Raw genomic sequence first — 19,297 nt, forward strand, 5'->3', positions numbered from 1 at the left:
GGGTGGGCTGGGAGCACGCGCTGCTCACGTCGATGACGTCCCACGTCCTCTGGGTCCCGCTCACCGTCGCCATCCTCCACTTCGGGCTGCGCTTCCCCATGGAACGGCGGCGCTGGGCGTCGCGGGCCGCGCTCCACGTGGCCGGTGCGATCGTCATCGCGTTCGTCCGCGCGGGGATCATCTTCGCGCTGGATCCCTGGGTCGGCTGGTATGCGCGGCCTCCCACCTTCGCGGACGTGCTCGAGCACGCGCTCCTGGTCAACCCGTTCACCTACCTGACCGTGCTCTGCGTGGCGAACGCCGTCTACTACGCGGATCAGCTCCGGCTGCGGGACACCCAGCTGGCGCGCGCGCAGCTGCACGCGCTCAAGGCACAGCTCCACCCGCACTTCCTCTTCAACACGCTCAACTCCATCGCCGCGCTCGTGCATCGCGACCCGCACGGCAGCGAGCGGATGATCGCGCAGTTGAGTGATCTGCTCCGCGGCACGCTCGACGCCGCAGGCACGGAGGAGGTGTCGCTCCAGGAGGAGCTGCGCGCCCTTCAGCCCTACCTGGACATCCAGGGCGTGCGCTTCGCCGACCGGCTCACGGTGAAGCAGGACATCGCGCAGGAGGCGCTCACGGCCCACGTGCCCCACCTGGTGCTCCAGCCCCTCGTGGAGAACGCCATCCAGCACGGCATCGCACCGGGCACCGAGCCCGGGACGGTGACGCTGGTCGCGCGGCGCGCGGGCCCCGAGCTCCACCTGGAGGTCCGGGACGACGGCGTCGGCCTCAAGGAGAGCCCGGCGGACGTCTCCCGGGGCACCGGAGGCGGACGGGGGCTGCGCATCACCCGGGAGCGGCTGGTGCAGCTCTATGGCGGCGCCCACCGGCTGGAGCTGCGGGACGCCGTGGGCGGGGGCACCACGGTGGCGCTCGCCATCCCCTTCCGCACGGAGCCGTCCCCGTGAGCGCCCCGATGCGCGTGCTCATCGTCGACGACGAGCCGCTCGCCCGTCAGCGCCTCAAGGACCTGCTGGCGGAGGCCCCCGACATGGCGCTCGTGGGCGAGTGCCGCAACGGCCATGAGGCCATCGCGGCGATTGGCGCCGAGCGGCCGGACCTCGTCCTCCTGGACGTGCAGATGCCCGGGCCGGATGGCTTCGGCGTCCTCCGGGCGCTTGCTCCCGAGCACACGCCCGCGGTCATCTTCGTGACGGCCCACCGCGAGTTCGCGGTGCAGGCGTTCGAGTCCAACGCGCTCGACTACCTGCTCAAGCCGTTCGACCGGGAGCGCTTCCGCACGAGCCTCGCGCGGGCGCGCGACCGCCGGAGGACCGTGCCGGCCACGCTGGACCCGGAGCTGCTCGCGCGGCTGGAGTCCCTCTCGCTCCGACAGGACCCCAAGCCCTATGTGACGCGGCTCGTGGCCAAGGTGGGCTGGCGCATGCGCTTCCTCCCGGTGGAGGACATCGACTACCTGTCGGCGGAGGGGAACTACGTGGCGGTGCACGTGGGGAAGGAGTCGCACCTCACGCGCGAGACGATGGCCGCGCTGGAGGAGAAGCTCGACCCGAAGCATTTCCTGCGCGCGCACCGTTCGCTCATCGTGCGGATGGATCGCATCGCGGAGGTGGAGCCGCTTCCCCCCGGTGAGTATGTGTTCATCCTGCGGGATGGCACCCGGCTGACCTCCGGCCGCAGCTATCGCGCGCAGGTGCAGCGTGCGTTGGAGCTGTCGACGTAGGCGGCCTCCACCGTTCGTCCCAGACCCTCCACGGTTCGTCACATCTCCTTGGACCCCATCGCCGCCGCCGGGCGACGGTGCCTTCAACAAAGGAGATGCACATGCATCGATTCGCAATGCGGTGGTCCATGAAGTTCCTCCTGGCCGTCTCCATGGTGACGGTGTCAGGCACCGCCGGAGCCGAGGAGTGCGAGCCGGGAGGCAGCCTCTTCGCGCCCGGAGAGATCTCCCTGGAGGGGCGGTCCGAGTACCGGCTCGCGCTCTCCGCGGACGGGAAGACGGCGTACTACCACGTCGACTCGGAGACGCCGCCGTACCAGGCCATCTACGTCACGCAGCTCCAGAACGGCCACTTCGGCCCGGGCCAGGTGGTGTCGTTCTCCGGCACGTACCGGGACTCGGATCCGTTCATCTCACCGGATGGGCAGTCGCTGTTCTACTCGTCCACCCGCCCCGTGAATGGCGGCGCCGAGCGCGAGGACACCGACCTCTGGGTGGTGCACCGCGTCCGGGGCGGAGGCTGGGGTGAGCCCGAGCACCTGGGCCCGTTCGTCAACACGCCGAAGCAGGAGCTGTACCCGAGCGTGACCCGCGACGGGACGGTCTACTTCGCGAGCGGCACGTTCGACACCGACTTCGACATGTATCGCGTCCGGCGCCAGGGCAACCACTACACCGCGCCGGAGAACCTGGGCCCCGGGGTGAACAGCGCCGACTCCTGGGAATACAACCCGTGGGTGTCGCCGGATGGTCGCGTCATGGTCTTCGCGTCGCTGAACCGACCCGGTGGGTATGGGCTGGGGGACCTCTACGTGAGCTTCAACGTCGCGGGCACGTGGACCCAGGCCGTCAACCTGGGGCCGTCGGTGAACACGGAGAAGGATGAGTTCCACCCCCTGGTGAGCCGCGACCTGGGCCAGCTCTACTTCGTGCGGCAGACGTGGGACCCGTACACAGACTCGGACTTCTACCGGCTCGACACGCGCTGCCTCTGGCGCTGAGCAAACCTGAGCCGCATCAGCGTCATCCCGGGCATGGGAGGGAGAGAGGGGCTAGCGTGTCCCCTCCCCCGCCAAGGATGACGTGACATGGACTACGTTCCCGAGCAGCGCACGCACCTCTACCTCAATCAACCGGGGGACTACACGGGAGACACCTGGCATGTCGCCGCGGCCATGGTGCTGAACCCGCGGGTGCGGGTCCTCCTCACCGTGAGCAGTGACAGCAAGGAGGTCGAGACCGCGCCCGCCATCGCCGGGTACTACGAAGCCATCGGGCTGGGGCAGCGGGTCCAGCGCTACACGGGCGTCAAGCTGGAGAAGGTTGGCAGCGTCAATGGCAAGCCCAAGGCCCACCAGCATCGGGACACCGCGGTGATGAAGGTCGGCGGGGAGCAACCCGTCGGGCTCATCTATCAGAGCACTTCGGTCATCCTGCGAGAGATCGCGACCCAGGAACTGCCGCGGGTCCGGGAGCGGCTGCAACTGGGCCTCTGCGCCGGGCTGTCCGACAGCCAGGAGCGTGAGATCCAGAGGCGCGCGAACGCGTGGCTTGAGCAGCTCTTCTCGTCCGAAGACATCCAGACCGTCCTGCTGATCAACGGACGCATGGAACGCTACAACCCCCAGCACAACCTCGATGAGGAGCGGTTCGATATCATCAAGGAGGCCGTCCTTCGGGTCCCCGGCGCCCACTTCCTGGTGATGGGGAACCGGTTCGCGCTGAAGAAGGAGGGCACGCCCGCCTGGCTCAAGAAAGCGCACGAGCGGAGGCTGCCCGTGCCCGGGAACGACCAGGAGGCCGTGGAGGATCTCTTCGACCTCGTGGGCGTCGGTCACGACCTCGACCGGTGGCGGGGAACCGCCGCCTTCTGGCGCGAGGTCGCGAACTCCAAGTGGGGCCGCGAGAAGCGGGTGAAGTTCGTGGGCGGCCGAAGCGGCTCCACGGACATCGCCGCGTTCATGGGCATCGACGTGCTCTCCTGGGACCACTTCCTGCCGGAGGACATCGAGTACCTGCGGATGCGCGTCACCGCCCCGGACCTGATGCGGGTCTGCCACCTCCACGACGGCAAGAAGCCCAGGACCCCGGAGTTCTTCGTCCCCCCGGAAGAGGCCCTGCTGGGCCCCTCGGTGGAGATCCTCCTGCGGGGCGACCCCGGCGTCGCCTACCCCACACCGGTGCTCACGGTGGGTGGCAGCAAGAACCGCGAGAAGGCCCAGGTGAAGGTCCAGGCGAAGAAGAAGAAGAATGCGACGTATGAAACCAAGGGCGAGACCTCCAGCAGTCCCGTCTCCGCCATCGTCAGCTCCGTCTTCGACGTCTGGAGCTCCCTGTTCCTCGACCCCCATTGGATCCCCGGGAGCGGGGAGGCCGAGACGGCGATGGCCTACTCCGTGGATGGCCGCTCCTTCCCCAAGCCCACCAAGCCCGAAGTCGGGTGACTCCGGAAGCCGCGCTCGCGCATCAGCGCGCCAATGTTCGCGTCCCGGCCGCGAAAGGCGCGGTAGCTGTCGAATGGGTCGACCGTGTTGCCCACCGACAGCACGTGCGCCCGCAGCCGCGCGGCGACCTTCGGATCCATGGGGCCGCTGCCCTGCGTGAAGGCCTCGAAGGCGTCCGCGGCCAGCATGTCCGCCCAGAGGTAGCGGTAGTAGCCCGCCGAGTACGCGTCGCTTGAGAAGACGTGCCCGAAGTGCGGCATGCGGAAGCGCATGTTGACCTCCTCGGGCGCGCCCATCTTCCGGAGCGCGTCGCGCTCGAAGGCATCCGGGTCGATGGGCTGGCGCGTCTCCAGGTGCAGCGCCATCTCCACCCGCGCGGAGGTCAGGAAGTCGATCATGAAGAAGCCCTGGTTGAACGTCGCGGCGCGCTGGAGCTTCGCCACGAGAACAGCGGGCATCGGCTTGCCCGTGCGGTGGTGCAGCGCGAAGCGGCCCAGCACCTCGGGCGTGGCCAGCCAGTGCTCGAACAGCTTCGAGGGGAACTCGCCGTAATCGCTCACCACCCTGCCGCCCGCGAGCGATGGGTACGACACGTCCGAGCTCAGCGCGTGCAGCGCGTGCCCGAACTCGTGGAAGAGCATCTGCGCGTCGCGCCAGCCGAGCAGCGCGGGTTCGCCGGAGGCAGGCTTCGCGAAGGGCGTGCTGTTGGCCACCAGGGTCGTCACCTCGCCCCGGAAGCGCTCCTGGATGCGGTAGGGATCCGTCTGGCCGCCGTTGTACTTGCCCGGTCGCGCGTAGGGGTCGAAGTACAGCAGGCCCACATGCCGGCCGCTCGCGCGGTCCTTCACTTCAAAGACACTCACGTCCGGGTGGTAGACGGGCACGCCGGTGGCGGGGGTGAACGCGAACCCGAACAGCTCACCCGCGACCCAGAACATGCCCTCGCGCAGCTTTTCGAGCTGCAGGTAGGGTTTGACCTCGTTCTCGTCCAGGTCGTACTTCGCCTTGCGCACCTTCTCCGCGAAGTAGCGGTAGTCCCACGGGGCGAGCTTCACCTTCGGGCCGGAGCGGTCCGCGAGGGCCTGCATGGCGGCCACGTCTTCGCGCACGCGCGCGACCGCCGGCGTCCACACCTCCTCCATCAACTGGAGCGCACGCTCGGGCGTCTTGACCATCGACGACGCGAGCTGCCGGTGCGCGTGGGTGGCGTAGCCCAGGAGCCGGGCCTGTTCGGCGCGCAGCGCGAGGATGTCGGTGATGATCCGGTTGTTGTCATGGGCATCGCCGTGGTCCCCCCGGCTGTCGTAGTCGCGCCACACCTTCTCGCGCAGGTCGCGCCGGTCGGCGAAGGTGAGGAAGTCGGCCACCGCGGAGCGCGTGTTGGCCACGGCCCACCCCTTGAGGCCCCGTGATTCCGCCTCGGTGGCCGCGGCCTTCCGCATCGCTTCCGGCAGGCCCGCCAGGTCCGCTTCCGACTCCAGGACGACGCACCGGTCTTCATCCGCGAGCACGTTCTGCGAGAACGACGTGTAGAGCGTGGCGAGCCGCTGGTTGAGGGCCGCCATGCGCTTCCTGCCCGCGGTGTCGAGCCCGGCGCCCGCGCGCACGAACGACTGCCAGGTCACCTCGACGAGCCGCCGCTGCTCGGGCGTCCACTTCGCCTTGTCGGCCGAGTCGTGCACGGCCTTCACGCGACGGAAGAGCGCCGGGTCCTGGGTGGGTTCGTCCCAGAACGCCGCCAGCCGTGGCGCCAGCTCGCGCTCCACCGCCTGGAACCCGGGGGTGTTCATGAATGAGGACCAGGCGCTGTAGACCTCATGGACGCGGTTGAACGCGCGGCCCGAGTCCTCGTACGCGGCGACGGTGTTCTCGAAGGTGGGCGCCTCCTTCGAGCCCGTGATGGCGGCGAGCTCCTGCCGGTTCAACGCCATCGCGGCTTCGAGCGCCGGCCGGAAGTGCTCCACCTTCACGCGGTCGAAGGGAGGCAGCCCGCCGTGCGGTCCGGACCAGGATTCGAGCAACGGATTGGGCTCGGCTCCGGGCGGCGGGGCCGCGCTGGCGACCGTTCCCACCACGAGCACAGCCAGCACGGCGATTCTGTATCTCGTCATCAGAACAGAATAAGTGTTGGCTCCATGCGCAAGCCATCGAATGGAATTCGTCCAGGGGCCGCCATTTCCCCGCTCGACCGAATTGATCGCGCCATCCTGACCGCCCTCCAGAACAATGCGCGGTTGTCGAACAAGGAGCTCGCGGCCCAGGTGGGGCTCGCCCCTTCGTCATGCCTCACGCGGGTGAGGAAGCTGGAGGCGGAAGGGGTGATCCAAGCCTACCGGGCACAGCTCGACCCTCGCGCACTGGGGCTCGGGCTCCAGGCGTTGATTGGCGTCCAGCTGCGGCTGCACGTGGGCGAGGCCTTCGGCAGCATCGGGAACCACCTGCGGTCGCTGCCGGAGACCGTGGCCGTCTACTGCCTGGGCGGGAGCACGGACTTCCTGGTGCACGTCGTGTGTCGGGACACGGAGCACCTGCGGGTGCTGACCATCCAGTCCTTCACCAGCCGTCCCGAGGTGGCCCGCATCGAGACGTCGCTGGTGTTCTCGTTCACCAGCTCGGGGCTGCCGGTTGCCCCGGAGGATGCGGCGGGCGCGGGCCCGTTGGCTGCACGCCGGAGCCCTTTGGCTGCACCAGCCCGGCGAGGCTCCCGGGCGAAGCGGTAGGCCGTGAACTTCGTCTTCATCCCCGGCCTGTACGTGCGGATGCAGGCGCTGCGCGGCGAGGCGAAGCGGTCGGCCTGTCCCTATTCCTTCGCGGGATAGGGCGTGCCATCCCGGTGGCGGTACGCCGCGTCGCCCGGCCCGGCGACCATGTCGATGTCCGAATAGACGCAGCGATCCTGGGGGTCGGAGTTGCCGACCTCGAGCACCTTGGCCAGGCGGCTGGACTTGTTGATCAGGTGGTGGCCATCCGGGTCACCGTGCCTGAAGGCGACGCAGTCGCCCGGACGCAACACCTCCTCGCCCGCATTGGTGACCAGCGTCAGCTCGCCCTCCAGCACCCAGATGAACTCGTCCTCATGGCTGTGCCAGTGGCGCTGACTCGACCACGCGCCGGGTTCGAGGACCGTCACGTTGACGCCGAACCGGGTCAGGCCCGCGTGGCGCCCCAGTCGCTGGAAGGTCTGTGCATTGCAAGGCACGTCGAAGGGTGACGGATAGCTGCTGCCACCCTGGGACGGTACGGCGGCGAGGTCGATCTTCTTCATGGTGCAGGCACGCTAGAGGATCGAGCCTGACAGTCCAGCCAGCATTCACCCGGTGCGCGCATCCCGTGCGACAGTCCACGCATGGGTCAGAGTTCCTCGCCGCCAGTCGTCGAAATCGGTCCTCACGACACCGCGTTGCAGGCTGCGTTCTGCGACTACGTGCCCCAGGTGTTCGGCCGTGCCGACTTCCGGCGCTGGCGCGCGTGGGGCGAGTGGAACGACGACTACCGCGCGTATGCGATGCTCGAGGACGGCCGCGTGGTGGCCAATGCCTCGGTGATGCGGATGCGGCTCCTCCTGGAGGGACGGGAGGTGCGGGCCTGGCAGCTGGGGGCCGTGGGGTGCATTCCCTCTCATCGCGGACGGGGCCTGTCGCGCGGGGTGATGCAGGCCGCGCTGGACGCGTGCGGTGCCGAACCGGTGCTGCTGTTCGCCAACCCCAGGGTGCGTCAGTACTACCCGCGCTTCGGGTTCCAGCCCTGGAAGCAGACGCTGTTCGCCGCCGCGCACGAGGCCGTGCCTGAAGGCCCACCGGCGCCCACGCTCGACCTGGAGGATGCGGCGGTGCGGGCAGGCCTCGCCGCGCTCTCCCGTGACGGGCTCCCGGTGACGGAGCGCTTCGGTGCGCGCGGGTACTCGACCGTCGCGAGCTGGCAGCCGGCCAGCGGGTTCGGGCGGCCGTTGCGGCGACTGGGAGACGACGCGTGGGTGTTCGCGGGCGTGGAGGGCGACACGCTGTACCTCGATGACATCTTCGCCCGGGGGCCCTTCGACCTGCGCGCCTGGATCCCGCGCCTGATTGACCGGCCCATCCGCTCCATCCACTTCGGCTTCACGCCGGAGCGCTGGTGGCCGGAGGCGACGGAGGCCGGCGAGGACCTGGAGGCGGACCTGTTCGTGCGCGACCTGTCCCCGTCGCGCGCGCCCCACCGCTTCCCCGTGATGGCGCACACGTGACGCAGGCGTTACAGGGCGTTGAGGAAGGCCGCGAGGTCCTCCTCTTCCCGTGGGGTGAAGTCGAAGCCGAGCGCCTGCTCGTAGAAGGTCACCACGCCGGGCAGTGAGTCCACGATGCCGTTGTGCAGGTAGGGCGCGCGCGCGGCGAGCCCGCGCAGGTTCGGCGTCTTGAAGCGGTTCAGGTCGGCCCAGCGGCCCGTGACGAAGCCGAGGCCCGGGTCGGTGGTCTGGAGCGTCTCACCCGTGGCGGTGTTGCGCAGCGTGTAGACCGCCATGTCCGCCTTCTTGAAGGCAGGCGACGAGGCCTGGATGTTGAACAGGAGCCCATTCACGTTCTGCCCGTTGTTGGCGGCGGTGTGACAGCCGCCACACCGCCGGCCGTTGTGGTCGCCGTTGTTGAACAGCTCCTGGCCGCGAGCAATCTGCCGACGGTAGGGATTCCAATCCCATCTCCATTCGTCGAAGAGGTCGAACCGTCCCTCGACGAGCGGCTGTGAGGCCTGCGCCTCGGGCCCGCCTCGCGCGCCCCCCGCGTCGAGCCGACCCGCGCCTAGCACGAGCGACTGCGCATGCGAGATGCCGAGCTCGAAGTCCACGATGGCCGCGATCGTCTCCTCCGACGCCGGAGGCCCCTGCTGCGCCCCCGTCACGTTTCCACGGGCCTGACGGCTGAGCCCGGCGTGAAGGTCCCCCGCGACGGTGTTGGCGCCGTCCCACATCACCGTCAGGCTCTTGAAGTTCGCGGTCGGCAGTGGTCGGCGGAAGAAGAGGAGGTTGCTCGTCGTGCCGTAGCCAAACGGATCCTCGGCGGCGATCACCTGGAACTCCGCGTTCGCCGGGGGTCGCCGCAGCCGGAGGAACTTCCCCTGCAACAACATGCTGTAGGACTTCCGCCGCGCCGCGACCGTCGAGACATCCGAGAGCGGCGTGTTCGCATCGATGATGTTGAAGAGGGGGTGCAGGCCCCAGGTCAGGTCGAACAGCCGCTGGATGGTGGCTGGGCGGAGGCTCCACCCGTCCGACGGCTCATGGCAGGTGCCACAGTGGCGGCCATTGGTGCCCTGCGGCGTGAAGTATTCACCGGTCAGGTCCACGAAGCCCGCGGTGCTGTACGACGCGCCAAAGCCTCCCGGGTTGGGCAGGGGCAGGTTGTTGGGCAGTCTTCGCAGGGCGAATTCCTGCGCCGTTGACGCATGAGCTGCGTCTCCCCCTTCGGATCCATCCGCGACCGGTGCGCTCCCCAACACCCCCAGCAGGATGCACACCCCACCCATGAAGCCGAATGGCACACGCCGCATGTGGTTCTCCCCCTTCAGCCTGGAATCGGCTGGAAGGGGGTCATCCCAGGACAGGGAAAGGTCCTGTATGGCCCGCCGGTCACGGCCCTGTGTGCTTCCGTGCGCGTTGGACAGGCTCAGAGCGCGCGGAGGTGGTCCGCGGCGGGCATCTGGACCTGCGCTGCGCGCACGACGTCCGAGCCGAGGCAGCGCACCGGGACGACCTGCAAGCCGCTGGCGTCGCCGATGACCACCTCGCTGGGCGCCTTGGGGGTCTTGAACGGGTGGTCGATCTGATAGTGCCGCGAGCCCTTGCTGAACGGCCCGACGCAGCCCATCAGGTTGAACTTCAGCCCCTCCTCGAACGTGTCATCGGGGTGGAAGGCGATGCCCGAGAGATAGTTTTGCGCCTTGCCCTCCGCGAGGAGGTACAGCGTCTGGGTCATCGGCTCGTAGACGGCGGAGAGTTGGGTGGCGTTGACGAGCGTCTGGAATCCCATGAGGGCCTCTGGGGGTTGTGCCCGCTTGGGAGTGGGCAGTGCATGCCCGTTGCCTTGCAGCCGCCGCGCCAACCGACCCAGGCGACCCCGCAGGTACCTTCCCCGCCCCCTGCCCGGCAGGGTTGTTCCCGGCTTCGTAAGGTACAGTCGCGTGAATGCCTCGTTCCGGTGACCGCGATCCCCAGGCCCCCGTCGTGACGGCGGATGTGTCCACGGCCGTCGAAGCGCTGCCGCGGGGACAGCGCCCCTCCGCGCGCCCCATCCCGGCGTTGACCCTCGTCTCGCACCCCACGGCCACCCGCATCGGGGAGCGGCTGCTGCTCCACGGCCTCCTCGCCGGTCGGGAGGTCGCGCTCTCCCGCAACGCCCCGGACTTCACCCGCCCGGGCGAGCCGCTGGGGCTGCCCCTGGGCGACCCCTTCATGAGCCGCAAGCCGCTCCTGTTCGTCCCGGCGGGCGAGGGAGTCCGCCTCGTCCCGGGTGACGAGGGGCGCTGCACCTGCGCGGGCGAGCCGATCCACGGCGACCGCGAGTTCAGCCCCGAGGAGCTGGCGCGGGGCGTCCCGCTGGAGTTCTCCGGGCGCACGGTGGTGCTGCTGCACCTGGCCCCCCCACCCGATTCGAACGCACCGGCCTCCCTGGGCATGGTGGGACAGAGCGCCGCGCTCCACGGCCTGCGCCGGCACATCGAGCGCGTGGCCGACCTGGACGTGCCCGTCCTCATCCGGGGCGAGACGGGGACGGGCAAGGAGCTGGTCGCCCAGGCCCTCCACGAGCGCAGCCGGCGCGGGGGCCCCTTCGTCAGCGTCAACATGGGCGCCATCCCCAAGGAGCTGGCCGCCGCGGAGCTCTTTGGCAGCGTCCGGGGTGCCTTCACCGGCGCCCAGCGCGACCGGGAGGGCTTCTTCCGCGCCGCCCAGGGAGGCACCCTCTTCCTCGACGAGGTGGGCGAGTCCTCCCCCGAGGTGCAGGTCATCCTCCTCCGGGTGCTGGAGACAGGGGAGCTGTACCCGGTGGGGGCCAGCAAGCCCGTGGCGACGGACGTCCGCCTCGTCGCCGCCACGGACGCGGATCTGGAAGCCCAGATCGCCGACGGGCGTTTCCGGGCCCCCCTGCTCCACCGGCTGGCCGGCTACGAGCTCCGGCTTCCGCCCCTGCGCGAGCGCCGGGAGGACATTGGCCCGCTGTTCCTCCACTTCGCCCGACAGGAGCTGGAGGCGCTCGGAGAGACCCACCATCTCACCCCGAGCGACCCCTACGCCGCGCCGTGGATACCGGCAGCCCTGGCGGTGCGCCTGCTGCTGCACCCCTGGCCCGGGAACATCCGCCAGCTCCGGAACGTCGCCAGACAGCTCGTCATCGGCAGCCGGGGCCAGCCCTGCCTGGAGCTCGATGCGCGCCTCGCCCAGGAGCTGCGGCTTCCCCTGGCGCGGTCGCCCCGGGCGCCCACTCCCGCCCCGGAGCCAGCCCCGGAGCCAGCCCCGGAGCCCGAGGTCGCGGCACGCCGCAAGTCCACGGAGGTGGGCGAGGCGGAGCTGCTCGCGGCGTTGCGCGCGCACGACTGGGACGTCAAGAAGGCCGCCCACCACCTGGGGATCGCCCGCTCCTCCATCTACGATCTCATCGAGCGCAGCCCCAGCCTCCGGCTCGCGGGCGACCTGAGCGTGGAGGAACTCACCCTGTGCTTCCACGCCTGCCGGGGCAACCTGAATGAGATGGTGAAGCGCCTGGAGGTCTCCAAGCGGGCGTTGAACCGGCGCGTCAAGGAGCTGGGGCTGGTCCCGAAGGAGTCGTGAGCGACCGGCGACATGCCGGCGGCATGTCGCGGGTCGTGTCGCTTCACCGCGAACCCGGGGTCGCAAGAGCCGCGCGCGCCCCCGCTGCATGGGACCCACCCGGTTTCATGTCTGGCATCCCGCTTGAATAGGCAGACATCACCCCAGAACACTTCTGGGGTAGGTCTGGAGAGCGCCATGACATGCTGCACCCCCGACAGCATCACGCCCAACAGCATCAAGGACTTCACCGTCCACACGCCGCGCCCCCTGCCGATGACGGCCTGGTGCGATGACAGGTCCACCCTTCCCGTGAAGGCTCCCAGGGGGTTCCAGGTCTCGCACCGGACGTCGCCGGGCAGGAGCAAGCGCATCAAGGGCTGCCATCCCGCGAGTCCTCATCAGCGGGTGGCCTCGTGCGGCTCCGTGCCGCGCCAGACGGCCCAGGGCTCCAGTCAGCACAAGCCGAGTGCCTTTGGCCGCGCGCTGCCCGAGACAAAAGTAAACCCTGGGTCAATCGAGCCGACGAGCAATAGTGTCGGGAGGTAGCCGTAGCGGCTCAAGGTCCAACGCTGAGACGCCGCGCGACGGTGAGCAGTCCGTTCCACTCGTGGGCAAGGTTCGGATTGCGCTTGAGCGCCTGGGTGAGCTCCTCCAACGCCTGACTCCGCCAGTGACGCGGGTCCTCAGGACTGGCGGTGTCGGCCAACTCCAGGCGCAGACCGGCACGCAGGGCCTGGGCCACGGGCCAGTCGGGCCGGGCCTTCAGGACCTGCTCGGCGAGCTCGAGTCCCCGCTGGAGCTTCGGACCGGACTCACGGCCCGCGCGCTGCTGCCGCTCCACCCACAGGCGGTAGAAGAGGCCGGCCTCCAGGCGATACTCCGGATCGTCCGGTGACAGGGTGATGGCTTTCTCGAAGGACCTCGCGGCCGCTTCCATGTCGTCGGCCTTGAGCGCCCCGCGCTGCTCCTTCCAGCGGGCCGCGATCACCTGCGCCTTGCCAAGCTGGAGCCACATCTCCGCGTCCTGGGCATTCTTCTCCAGCGCGGCGTGGAGTTCCTCCAGGGCACGCGAAAGCTCGGCTCCGGGATCGCGCCCCTGCTCCAGTTCGAAGCGGGCCTGGGCGACATGCACCGTGCCCAAGAGGCCTCTAAGCCAGGTGGCCCCCGGCATCCGCTCCAGGCCGCGTCTCAGCGGCGCCTCGGCCTCGCGCCCGCTCGGGCGGGGGTCCTCTCCCAGCGCGAGCAGGTAGTTACAGCGCCTGGCGAGCAGGGAGCCCAGGTTGGCATAGGCGAAGCCCTGTCCCGGCGAGACCGCGATGGCCTGTTCGAAGGAGGCACGGGCCTCATCGAGCACGGGAAGGGGATCGCCCCCCCGGTTCCAGGCATCATCGGCTCGAAGGAGGAGCGCCGCCCCCATCCCGTTGTGGAGGTTGGGGATCCGCGGGTTGATGGCGAGCCCCCGCCGGTACTGCTCCAGGGCCAGCTCCAGCTCGGGCCGGACATCCTCGCCGCGATTCCTCCGCCGCCGAGCCAGCTCCGCGTGGACCTCGCCTGCATAGAAGTACGACACCATGTGCTGGGGGTTGAGGGTCTGGGCCTTCGCGAGCGCGTCCGCGGCCCTCTTCAAGTCTTGATCCGCCTGTGCGTTGCGCGGGAGTGAGGCCCGGGTCAACAGCGCGCTGCCCAGGTTGATCCAATCCTCCGGGATGCGCGGATCCAGGGCGATGGCCGCCTCGTAGGCACGGATGGCCTTGTCCCGGCTGCCCTGGGAGTCCACCCCCACCTGATCCTCGTAGTCCGCCCAGGTCTTGAAGACGAGGCCGGAGTCTCCATAGTAGCCCCGGTCCCGGTCCGCCACGGGGATGCTCTCGAACAACGCGGCGGCCTTGCCGAGCAACTCGCGGGGATCCTCTCCCTTCTCGACGCGGTAGCGCGCCTGGAGCCAGGTGCTCCGCGCCAGGTGGAGCGTGGCCTCCGAACGCGTGGGCTCCACCGTCCGGGCGCGCTGGGCGGCCTCGATCGCCTTCGCGAGCGGCTCCGCCCCATCGCCTCCCCGGGTGAGCCGGTATTCGGCCAGGCGGTGGTGCACGCGCGCCATCCGGACCAGACACGGTGCGTCGTCCGGCACGACGGTGAGGCAGCGAGCCACCGCGTCCAGGGCCCGCTGGTAGGAGGGCATCACGTCTCCCTTGCCATACAGCTCCATCACCATCGCGTCGGCCTCGAGCCGGGCCAGGGACCGGTACACGGCGGGCTCGCTCTCGGCCGTGGCGGCGGCGGTGGCGTAGGCCTTCCGACCGGCTTCGAAGTCCGCGCGGGCCCCCTCGGGATCTCCTCCGTTCCAGCGCTTGAAGCCCCGGGCCTCGAGGAGGTCCCCGCGCAGCATGGGCAGCTCATGGAACCAGGGCAGCCTGCTGCTGGCGCCCTCCAGCAGGGCCAGGGCCTCGTCGAAGCGGCCCTCATAGAAGGCGACCAGCGCCGCCACGTATTCCGCCGAGGGCACCTGGGCGCCCTCGCTCTGCTTGAGCCACGCGAGCGCCGGATCCCGGTACAGGCGCTCCGCGTCACGCGTGGAGGCCTCCCGCAGCTCCGGGGAGAAGATCCGCTGCGCCTCCAGGAGTTGCTGCTGGTAGCGCCGCCCCGTCACGAGGGCGAGCGCGTACGCGGCCCGGGGCGCATGGAAGCCGTGGCTCCAGGCGGACTCCAGCAGCTCGCGGGCCTTCGCTTCCTCGCCCAGCGCGAGGTGGCCGCGCCCCAGCGCGTAGTACCCGGGACCCAGCGCGCGCGGACCGGCTTGCGCGATCTCCGCCTCCAGCTCCGCCATCTGCCGCTGGAGGGCCCGGCGGTCCTCGCGGGTGTCATGCACGCGCGAGAGCGCGGAGTAGCGGACCCCCGACTCGATGTGTTCCACCAGTTCCGTGAAGCGCTGGGCGATCCGCTCGCGCTCGGCGGCCTCGCGGCGGGCCAGGGCGCCCCAGCCCAGCGCCACCGTGACGGCGAGCAGCCCAGCGGCGCTCACGGAGGCCAGGAGCCGGTGTTTGCGCAACCGCTTGCGCAGGGAGTACCCGAAGCCGGTGCGTGCGAGCACGGGCTCCCCGGAGAGGAAGCGGTCCAGGTCCTCCGCGAGCGCGCGCGCCGAGTCGTAGCGGGCGGAGCGCTCCTTCTCCAGGCACTTGAGGGCGATGAACTCCAGGTCCGCCGGCAGGCCCGGCTCCAGCAGGCGCGGCGCCTTCGGCTCCGTGGTGGGGATGTTGTTGAGCACCTCCAGGCCGTTGTCCCCCGGGATGGGGACCTGCCCGGTGAGGAGGAAGTAGAGGCTGGCGCCCAGGCTGTAGACGTCCGCGCGGCGGTCCAGCCGGCTCACCTCCCCGCGCGCCTGCTCCGGGGCCATGTAGTGGGGCGTGCCGAGCACCGCGCCCGTGGCCGTCATGGATTCGTTCCAGTCCCGCGCCAGCCCGAAGTCCATCACGTAGGGCCGGGGCGTCCCGCCGTCGGCGCGCTCGACCATGATGTTGGAGGGCTTGATGTCCCGGTGGATGAGCCCCACGCGGTGGGCCTCATGGACGCCCAGGGCGGCCTCGCGCATCACCAGGGCCTTCTGCTCGACGGTGAGCGAGCGCACCAGGGCGCTCAGCGGCTGGCCGTCGATGTACTGCATCGCGATGAAGACCTTCCCCTCGACGTGGCCGACCTCGTACACCTGGCACACGCGCTCGTGCTGCACCTTGGCCTGGGCGCGCGCCTCGGAGATGAAGCGGCGGGTGTGCGCCTCGTCGTCATCAAGGACGAACTTGAGGGCCACGTGGCGGCGCAGCCGTGGATCCAGGGCCAGGAACACGCGCCCCATCCCGCCCTGTCCGAGGAACCGCACGTACTGGTACCGGTCCCACCCGGAGGAGATGGGAAAGGCCGGGGCGCTGGCCTGCCGCAGGGCCATCACCTGGCCGATCCGCGCCGGATCGAGCGTGGGGGTCTCATCGGCGACAGGTTGCGCCAGGGGCGGCGGTTGCTGGGGGGCGGAGACTTCCTTCAGGAGGGACGCAAGCGTCTGCTCGGACATCACGCCCCGTGCACGGAGCAGCTCCAGCGGGCTTCGTCCCAGGCGCCGGGCCTCCTCCCGCAGGGCCGCCGCCTCCTCCCGTGGGAGGAGCCCCTCATCCATGGCGAGCCGCAGTTCCGTCTCAACGTCGCGGTTCATCGACAGTGTTCCTCGTGAGGAGCGCGGGGGCGAGGGACGGGCAAGGCCCGCATCAGTCGCCATCAGGGGACACCCCCTGCCCCCGGGCGCCCACCTTGCCGGAGTATGACGCCTTCACGGAAGTGACGCGAAGTGCTCCCCGGGCGAGGGAGGCGCGGCATGTCGCCGACATGTCGCCGCAGTCGTCGCGGCGGTCGCCTGAGACCTCCCAGGAAGGGCCTTCCGGGGGCACGGGCTGGCGCTCCCCCACACAGGCCCAAAGGCTTTCAGGCTGGCCTCGTGTTTGAATAAGGGGGGGGAGTGGTCCCGGAAATTTCCGGGGCAGGTCAGGAGAGCCCCATGCCATTGCCCATCCCGCCAATTATCACCCTCGATTTCACCCAGGATCCCCCAACCCAGACCCCCAGCCAGGCTCCTAGAATCATGGCTCCCGCCACGTTCGATGTCCTGCTGATCGTTCCCACAGGTTGGTCGGCCCCGGTCCTGACGGAGTCGTCGTCGCCCAAATTCACATGCACCCAAGCAACGCTCACAAACAATCCTTTGCCTGGTGACCCCAAGCCGCAATCGAACTCGTACACCGTGAATTGCAACCTGGCACGCGGCGACACCGGCCGACTGACGTTGACTTTCAAGACATCAATCACCACAGGGCTTCAGGACACAAGGACAGCCGTCGGGACCATCGATGTGTCAGGCGGCACCAACGAAGACTAGGGGCTGTCCCTGATCTCTGGTCCGAAAATTCAACCTACCGGATCGAACATCGGGGTTGGACCCTGCATCGGGGGCATGAGGAGGTTGCCAGCTGCCGTCAGGCATGATCAACGCTGGCTGTGCGCCGACATGAACTGAGCGATGCCGAGTGGAACCGCATCAAGCCCCTGCTGGGCTCCCGGAGCGGCACAGCCCCTAAGCCAGGGAGAGTCAATCCGTTCAGGGGGCGGTATCGCGGCGCCCCTGGGGGTGGGTAGCAGAAGCAGCAAGGCACTTGAATCTTCGTCGCATCGAACTGACACCAACCCAGAGGCGCAAGCTCCAGCGCGCAGTGTGTCAGGGGAGGCGATGGGAGGCCCAGCGCGCGACCATCGTTCTGTGGAGTGCTCAGGCAGAGAGCGCCCGCATCATCGCTCAAACGCTGGGCGTGACGCCGCGCACGGTCTACAACTGCCGCCGCCGTTGGCGCCTTCGTGGCCTGAAAGGACTGGCCCCTGCGGCCTGCTTCAGCCGGGGATGCTCACCGAGCAGCGCGAGGCCTTCTATCCAGATGCGGTCCGTCTCCTCCGGAGGCTGCGTCGCTCAGGACATCTACGGTCCTTGGCGCTTCGGGGCCCCCCTGAATGGATTGAGTCTCCTCGGCTTAGCGCCCTGATTCATGAGCCCTCGCCTCAGGACTACCGCGACCTGCCTCGTCGCGGTAGATGCGGCCCGCCAGACGCTGACTCACCATCGACACCGTCAGACTTCGGCGGCTCTTTCTCGCCGCTTACGCCAGATCGAGGTTGCTGCCCTCGTTGCAGGCCATCACGGTATAACAGGAGGGATTCTGCGCATTCTCAAGCCGGTAGATGATGGCGAAGCTCTTCTGCACCCCGAAATCCGGATCTCCCCCCATGAACGTGTTGTTCACGGAGATGTCGTCATTGCCGGAGGCAACCGCCTGCTGGCAAATCTGGGTGACGTCGACCTGCTTGCGGGTCGTTCCATAAACCGCACTGATGACGGTGATTGCCATGTTGGTTTTCTCTTTCTTGTGAGTACCCGACTGCGGGCATGTGTCTGTTTGGGGCCACCGATGTCTGCCTGGCACCCGGTCAGAGGCATTTGCACCTGACATGCCAGACACTGGCGGCAGGGCGGCGCCAGGCGCGCGGCAGGTTCCAGCCGAGAAACCGTGCCCGGCCACTGCGGGCGGCGAGTCGCCGACATGTCGCCGACACGGGGCCCAGCTCCGGTGAGACGCCAGGTGGGTCGAATCTCTCAGTGCGCGTTGGGCACGGTCACGAACGGCCAGGTGGAACCCGGGTTCGCGGGCGGGCCGAGCCACTGATCCGCAATGTATTGGGCCAGGGTCCACGGCTCACCGCCCGCGCGGTTCGTCAGGACGATGACCGTGAGGCGATGGTCCGGATACTTCACGATGGCGTTGGTGAAGCCAGACGTCTCACCGTGGTGGGACAGCCGCCGGCGCCCTCCGTCGTTGTCCACGAACCAGCCAAAGCCATAGCGGGAGGGCGTGCCACCCTGAAGCCTCGGCGAAGTCCAGGCCTGCTCCTGGAGTTCCTTGCCAACAAGCGCATGCGAATCCAGCGTCCGGTCCCACGCCACCAGGTCGTCCACGGACGAGTACACGCCGCCGTCGCCCAGGACGGCGCTGGTGGGGCTCTGGTCCCTGGGGGGAAAGCCGTCCCGGGTCACGGCATAGCCATACGCTCGGCGGACCACCGTGGAGACGCCGTCCTCGTGCGCCACGGACGAACGCATGCCGCTGGGGACGAAGACGCGTTCGTGCAGGAACTGCGCGAAGGGCATCCCGCTCACCTGTTGCACGAGGAGCGCGAGCACCGCGTAGCCGGAGTTGCTGTAGCGCACCGCCGTTCCCGGCGCGAAGTACGTGCGCTCCGTGCGGTTGAGCAACTCCAGCACGTCGCGGTCCTTCACCTGCACTGTCTGCGTGGCCGGGACGAAGTCCTCGTAGTCCCAGATGCCCGACGTGTGCTGGAGCAGGTGGTGGACGCGGACGTCCTTCAGAGACGCCGGGAAGCCGGGGAGCACGTCCACGACGTGGTCATCGAGCCGGAGCTTGCGGTCCTGGACCAGCAGCAGGATGGCCGTGGCCGTGAACTGCTTGGTGAGCGACGCGAGCCGGTAGTTCGTCTCGGGCGTGGCGGGCACCTGCTTCTCCAGGTCGGCCAGACCGTACGCCCGGCGGAGCACGACCTTCCCGTCATGAATCACGACGACGCTGGCGCCGGGGCGCTCCAGGCCGCTGTAGTCGCGGAAGAGCGCATCGACGGTGCTCGCGTCCTGGAGTGAACGCGCCCGTGTCCCCGCGGTCCCTCCTGCGCAACCGACGACCAGCGATAAGAGTACGACGGTGGCAAGCGGGGGGAGTGTCATGGCTCCTGGCCTCATGGGGTGATTAT

16 protein-coding genes are annotated in these 19,297 nt (G+C 69.2%); 9 read left to right on the forward strand and 7 right to left on the reverse strand.

Annotation, left to right across the window (positions count from 1 at the left end; translation table 11 throughout):
• The 4 genes from D7V97_RS09400 to D7V97_RS09415 form a co-directional block, all read left to right on the forward strand.
• The coding region (locus D7V97_RS09400) for a sensor histidine kinase (protein ID WP_120610274.1) at positions 1-956 on the forward strand (956 nt) is incomplete at its 5' end.
• Positions 953-1,732, forward strand: coding sequence for a LytTR family DNA-binding domain-containing protein (locus D7V97_RS09405; protein ID WP_120610275.1), 780 nt, complete (start codon positions 953-955; stop codon positions 1,730-1,732). The genes D7V97_RS09400 and D7V97_RS09405, both read left to right, overlap by 4 nt.
• 101 nt (positions 1,733-1,833) lie before the next feature.
• Positions 1,834-2,733 (forward strand): PD40 domain-containing protein, encoded by a 900-nt coding sequence (locus D7V97_RS09410; RefSeq protein WP_120610276.1) that lies wholly within the window; start codon positions 1,834-1,836, stop codon positions 2,731-2,733.
• 87 nt (positions 2,734-2,820) lie between these two features.
• The gene (locus tag D7V97_RS09415; protein ID WP_120610277.1) at positions 2,821-4,176 is read left to right on the forward strand and encodes a hypothetical protein; all 1,356 of its coding nucleotides are present in this window, start codon (positions 2,821-2,823) and stop codon (positions 4,174-4,176) included.
• Here the strand turns inward: D7V97_RS09415 and D7V97_RS09420 are convergent.
• Positions 4,122-6,107, reverse strand: coding sequence for a M3 family metallopeptidase (locus D7V97_RS09420; protein ID WP_233582606.1), 1,986 nt, complete (start codon positions 6,105-6,107; stop codon positions 4,122-4,124). The genes D7V97_RS09415 and D7V97_RS09420 overlap by 55 nt on opposite strands.
• A gap of 204 nt (positions 6,108-6,311) precedes the next feature.
• Between D7V97_RS09420 and D7V97_RS09425 the strand changes: the two genes are divergently transcribed.
• Positions 6,312-6,896, forward strand: coding sequence for an Lrp/AsnC family transcriptional regulator (locus tag D7V97_RS09425; RefSeq protein ID WP_255424762.1), 585 nt, complete (start codon positions 6,312-6,314; stop codon positions 6,894-6,896).
• Positions 6,897-6,976: 80 nt separating this feature from the next.
• Here D7V97_RS09425 and D7V97_RS09430 read toward each other — a convergent pair whose 3' ends face one another.
• Positions 6,977-7,441 carry a cupin domain-containing protein gene (locus D7V97_RS09430; protein ID WP_120610279.1) on the reverse strand — a complete coding sequence of 155 codons (465 nt, stop codon included), beginning with the start codon at positions 7,439-7,441 and terminating at the stop codon, positions 6,977-6,979.
• Positions 7,442-7,522: 81 nt separating this feature from the next.
• Between D7V97_RS09430 and D7V97_RS09435 the strand changes: the two genes are divergently transcribed.
• A complete protein-coding gene (locus D7V97_RS09435; protein WP_120610280.1) occupies positions 7,523-8,398 on the forward strand; it encodes a GNAT family N-acetyltransferase in 876 nt (291 codons plus the stop codon).
• An 8-nt stretch (positions 8,399-8,406) separates the two neighbouring features.
• Here D7V97_RS09435 and D7V97_RS09440 read toward each other — a convergent pair whose 3' ends face one another.
• Together D7V97_RS09440 and D7V97_RS09445 are read right to left on the reverse strand one after the other, a co-directional pair.
• Positions 8,407-9,696: a hypothetical protein gene (locus D7V97_RS09440; RefSeq protein WP_120610281.1), complete on the reverse strand. Its 1,290-nt coding sequence runs from the start codon at positions 9,694-9,696 to the stop codon at positions 8,407-8,409.
• A gap of 116 nt (positions 9,697-9,812) precedes the next feature.
• A complete protein-coding gene (locus tag D7V97_RS09445) occupies positions 9,813-10,175 on the reverse strand; it encodes a hypothetical protein (protein ID WP_120610282.1) in 363 nt (120 codons plus the stop codon).
• Positions 10,176-10,330: 155 nt separating this feature from the next.
• Here D7V97_RS09445 and D7V97_RS09450 point away from each other — a divergent pair, with 155 nt between their 5' ends.
• Entirely contained in the window at positions 10,331-11,971 is a 1,641-nt protein-coding gene (locus D7V97_RS09450; protein WP_120610283.1) for a sigma 54-interacting transcriptional regulator, read from the forward strand.
• Between the two features lie 538 nt (positions 11,972-12,509).
• Here the strand turns inward: D7V97_RS09450 and D7V97_RS09455 are convergent.
• Positions 12,510-16,151, reverse strand: coding sequence for a serine/threonine-protein kinase (locus tag D7V97_RS09455; protein ID WP_120610284.1), 3,642 nt, complete (start codon positions 16,149-16,151; stop codon positions 12,510-12,512).
• A gap of 339 nt (positions 16,152-16,490) precedes the next feature.
• Here D7V97_RS09455 and D7V97_RS44065 point away from each other — a divergent pair, with 339 nt between their 5' ends.
• Entirely contained in the window at positions 16,491-16,868 is a 378-nt protein-coding gene (locus D7V97_RS44065) for a hypothetical protein (RefSeq protein ID WP_147444757.1), read from the forward strand.
• A 331-nt stretch (positions 16,869-17,199) separates the two neighbouring features.
• Entirely contained in the window at positions 17,200-17,523 is a 324-nt protein-coding gene (locus D7V97_RS46760) for a helix-turn-helix domain-containing protein (RefSeq protein WP_368668893.1), read from the forward strand.
• A gap of 114 nt (positions 17,524-17,637) precedes the next feature.
• Here the strand turns inward: D7V97_RS46760 and D7V97_RS09465 are convergent, their stop codons facing one another.
• Together D7V97_RS09465 and D7V97_RS09470 are read right to left on the reverse strand one after the other, a co-directional pair.
• Positions 17,638-17,886, reverse strand: a complete 249-nt coding sequence (locus D7V97_RS09465) for a hypothetical protein (RefSeq protein WP_120610286.1) — start codon at positions 17,884-17,886, stop codon at positions 17,638-17,640.
• A 245-nt stretch (positions 17,887-18,131) separates the two neighbouring features.
• The gene (locus D7V97_RS09470; protein WP_233582603.1) at positions 18,132-19,271 is read right to left on the reverse strand and encodes a serine hydrolase; all 1,140 of its coding nucleotides are present in this window, start codon (positions 19,269-19,271) and stop codon (positions 18,132-18,134) included.
• Between the last annotated feature and the right edge of the window lie 26 nt (positions 19,272-19,297).

The sequence above is a fragment of the Corallococcus sp. CA053C genome (assembly GCF_003611675.1).
In the GTDB taxonomy this organism is placed as follows: domain Bacteria; phylum Myxococcota; class Myxococcia; order Myxococcales; family Myxococcaceae; genus Corallococcus.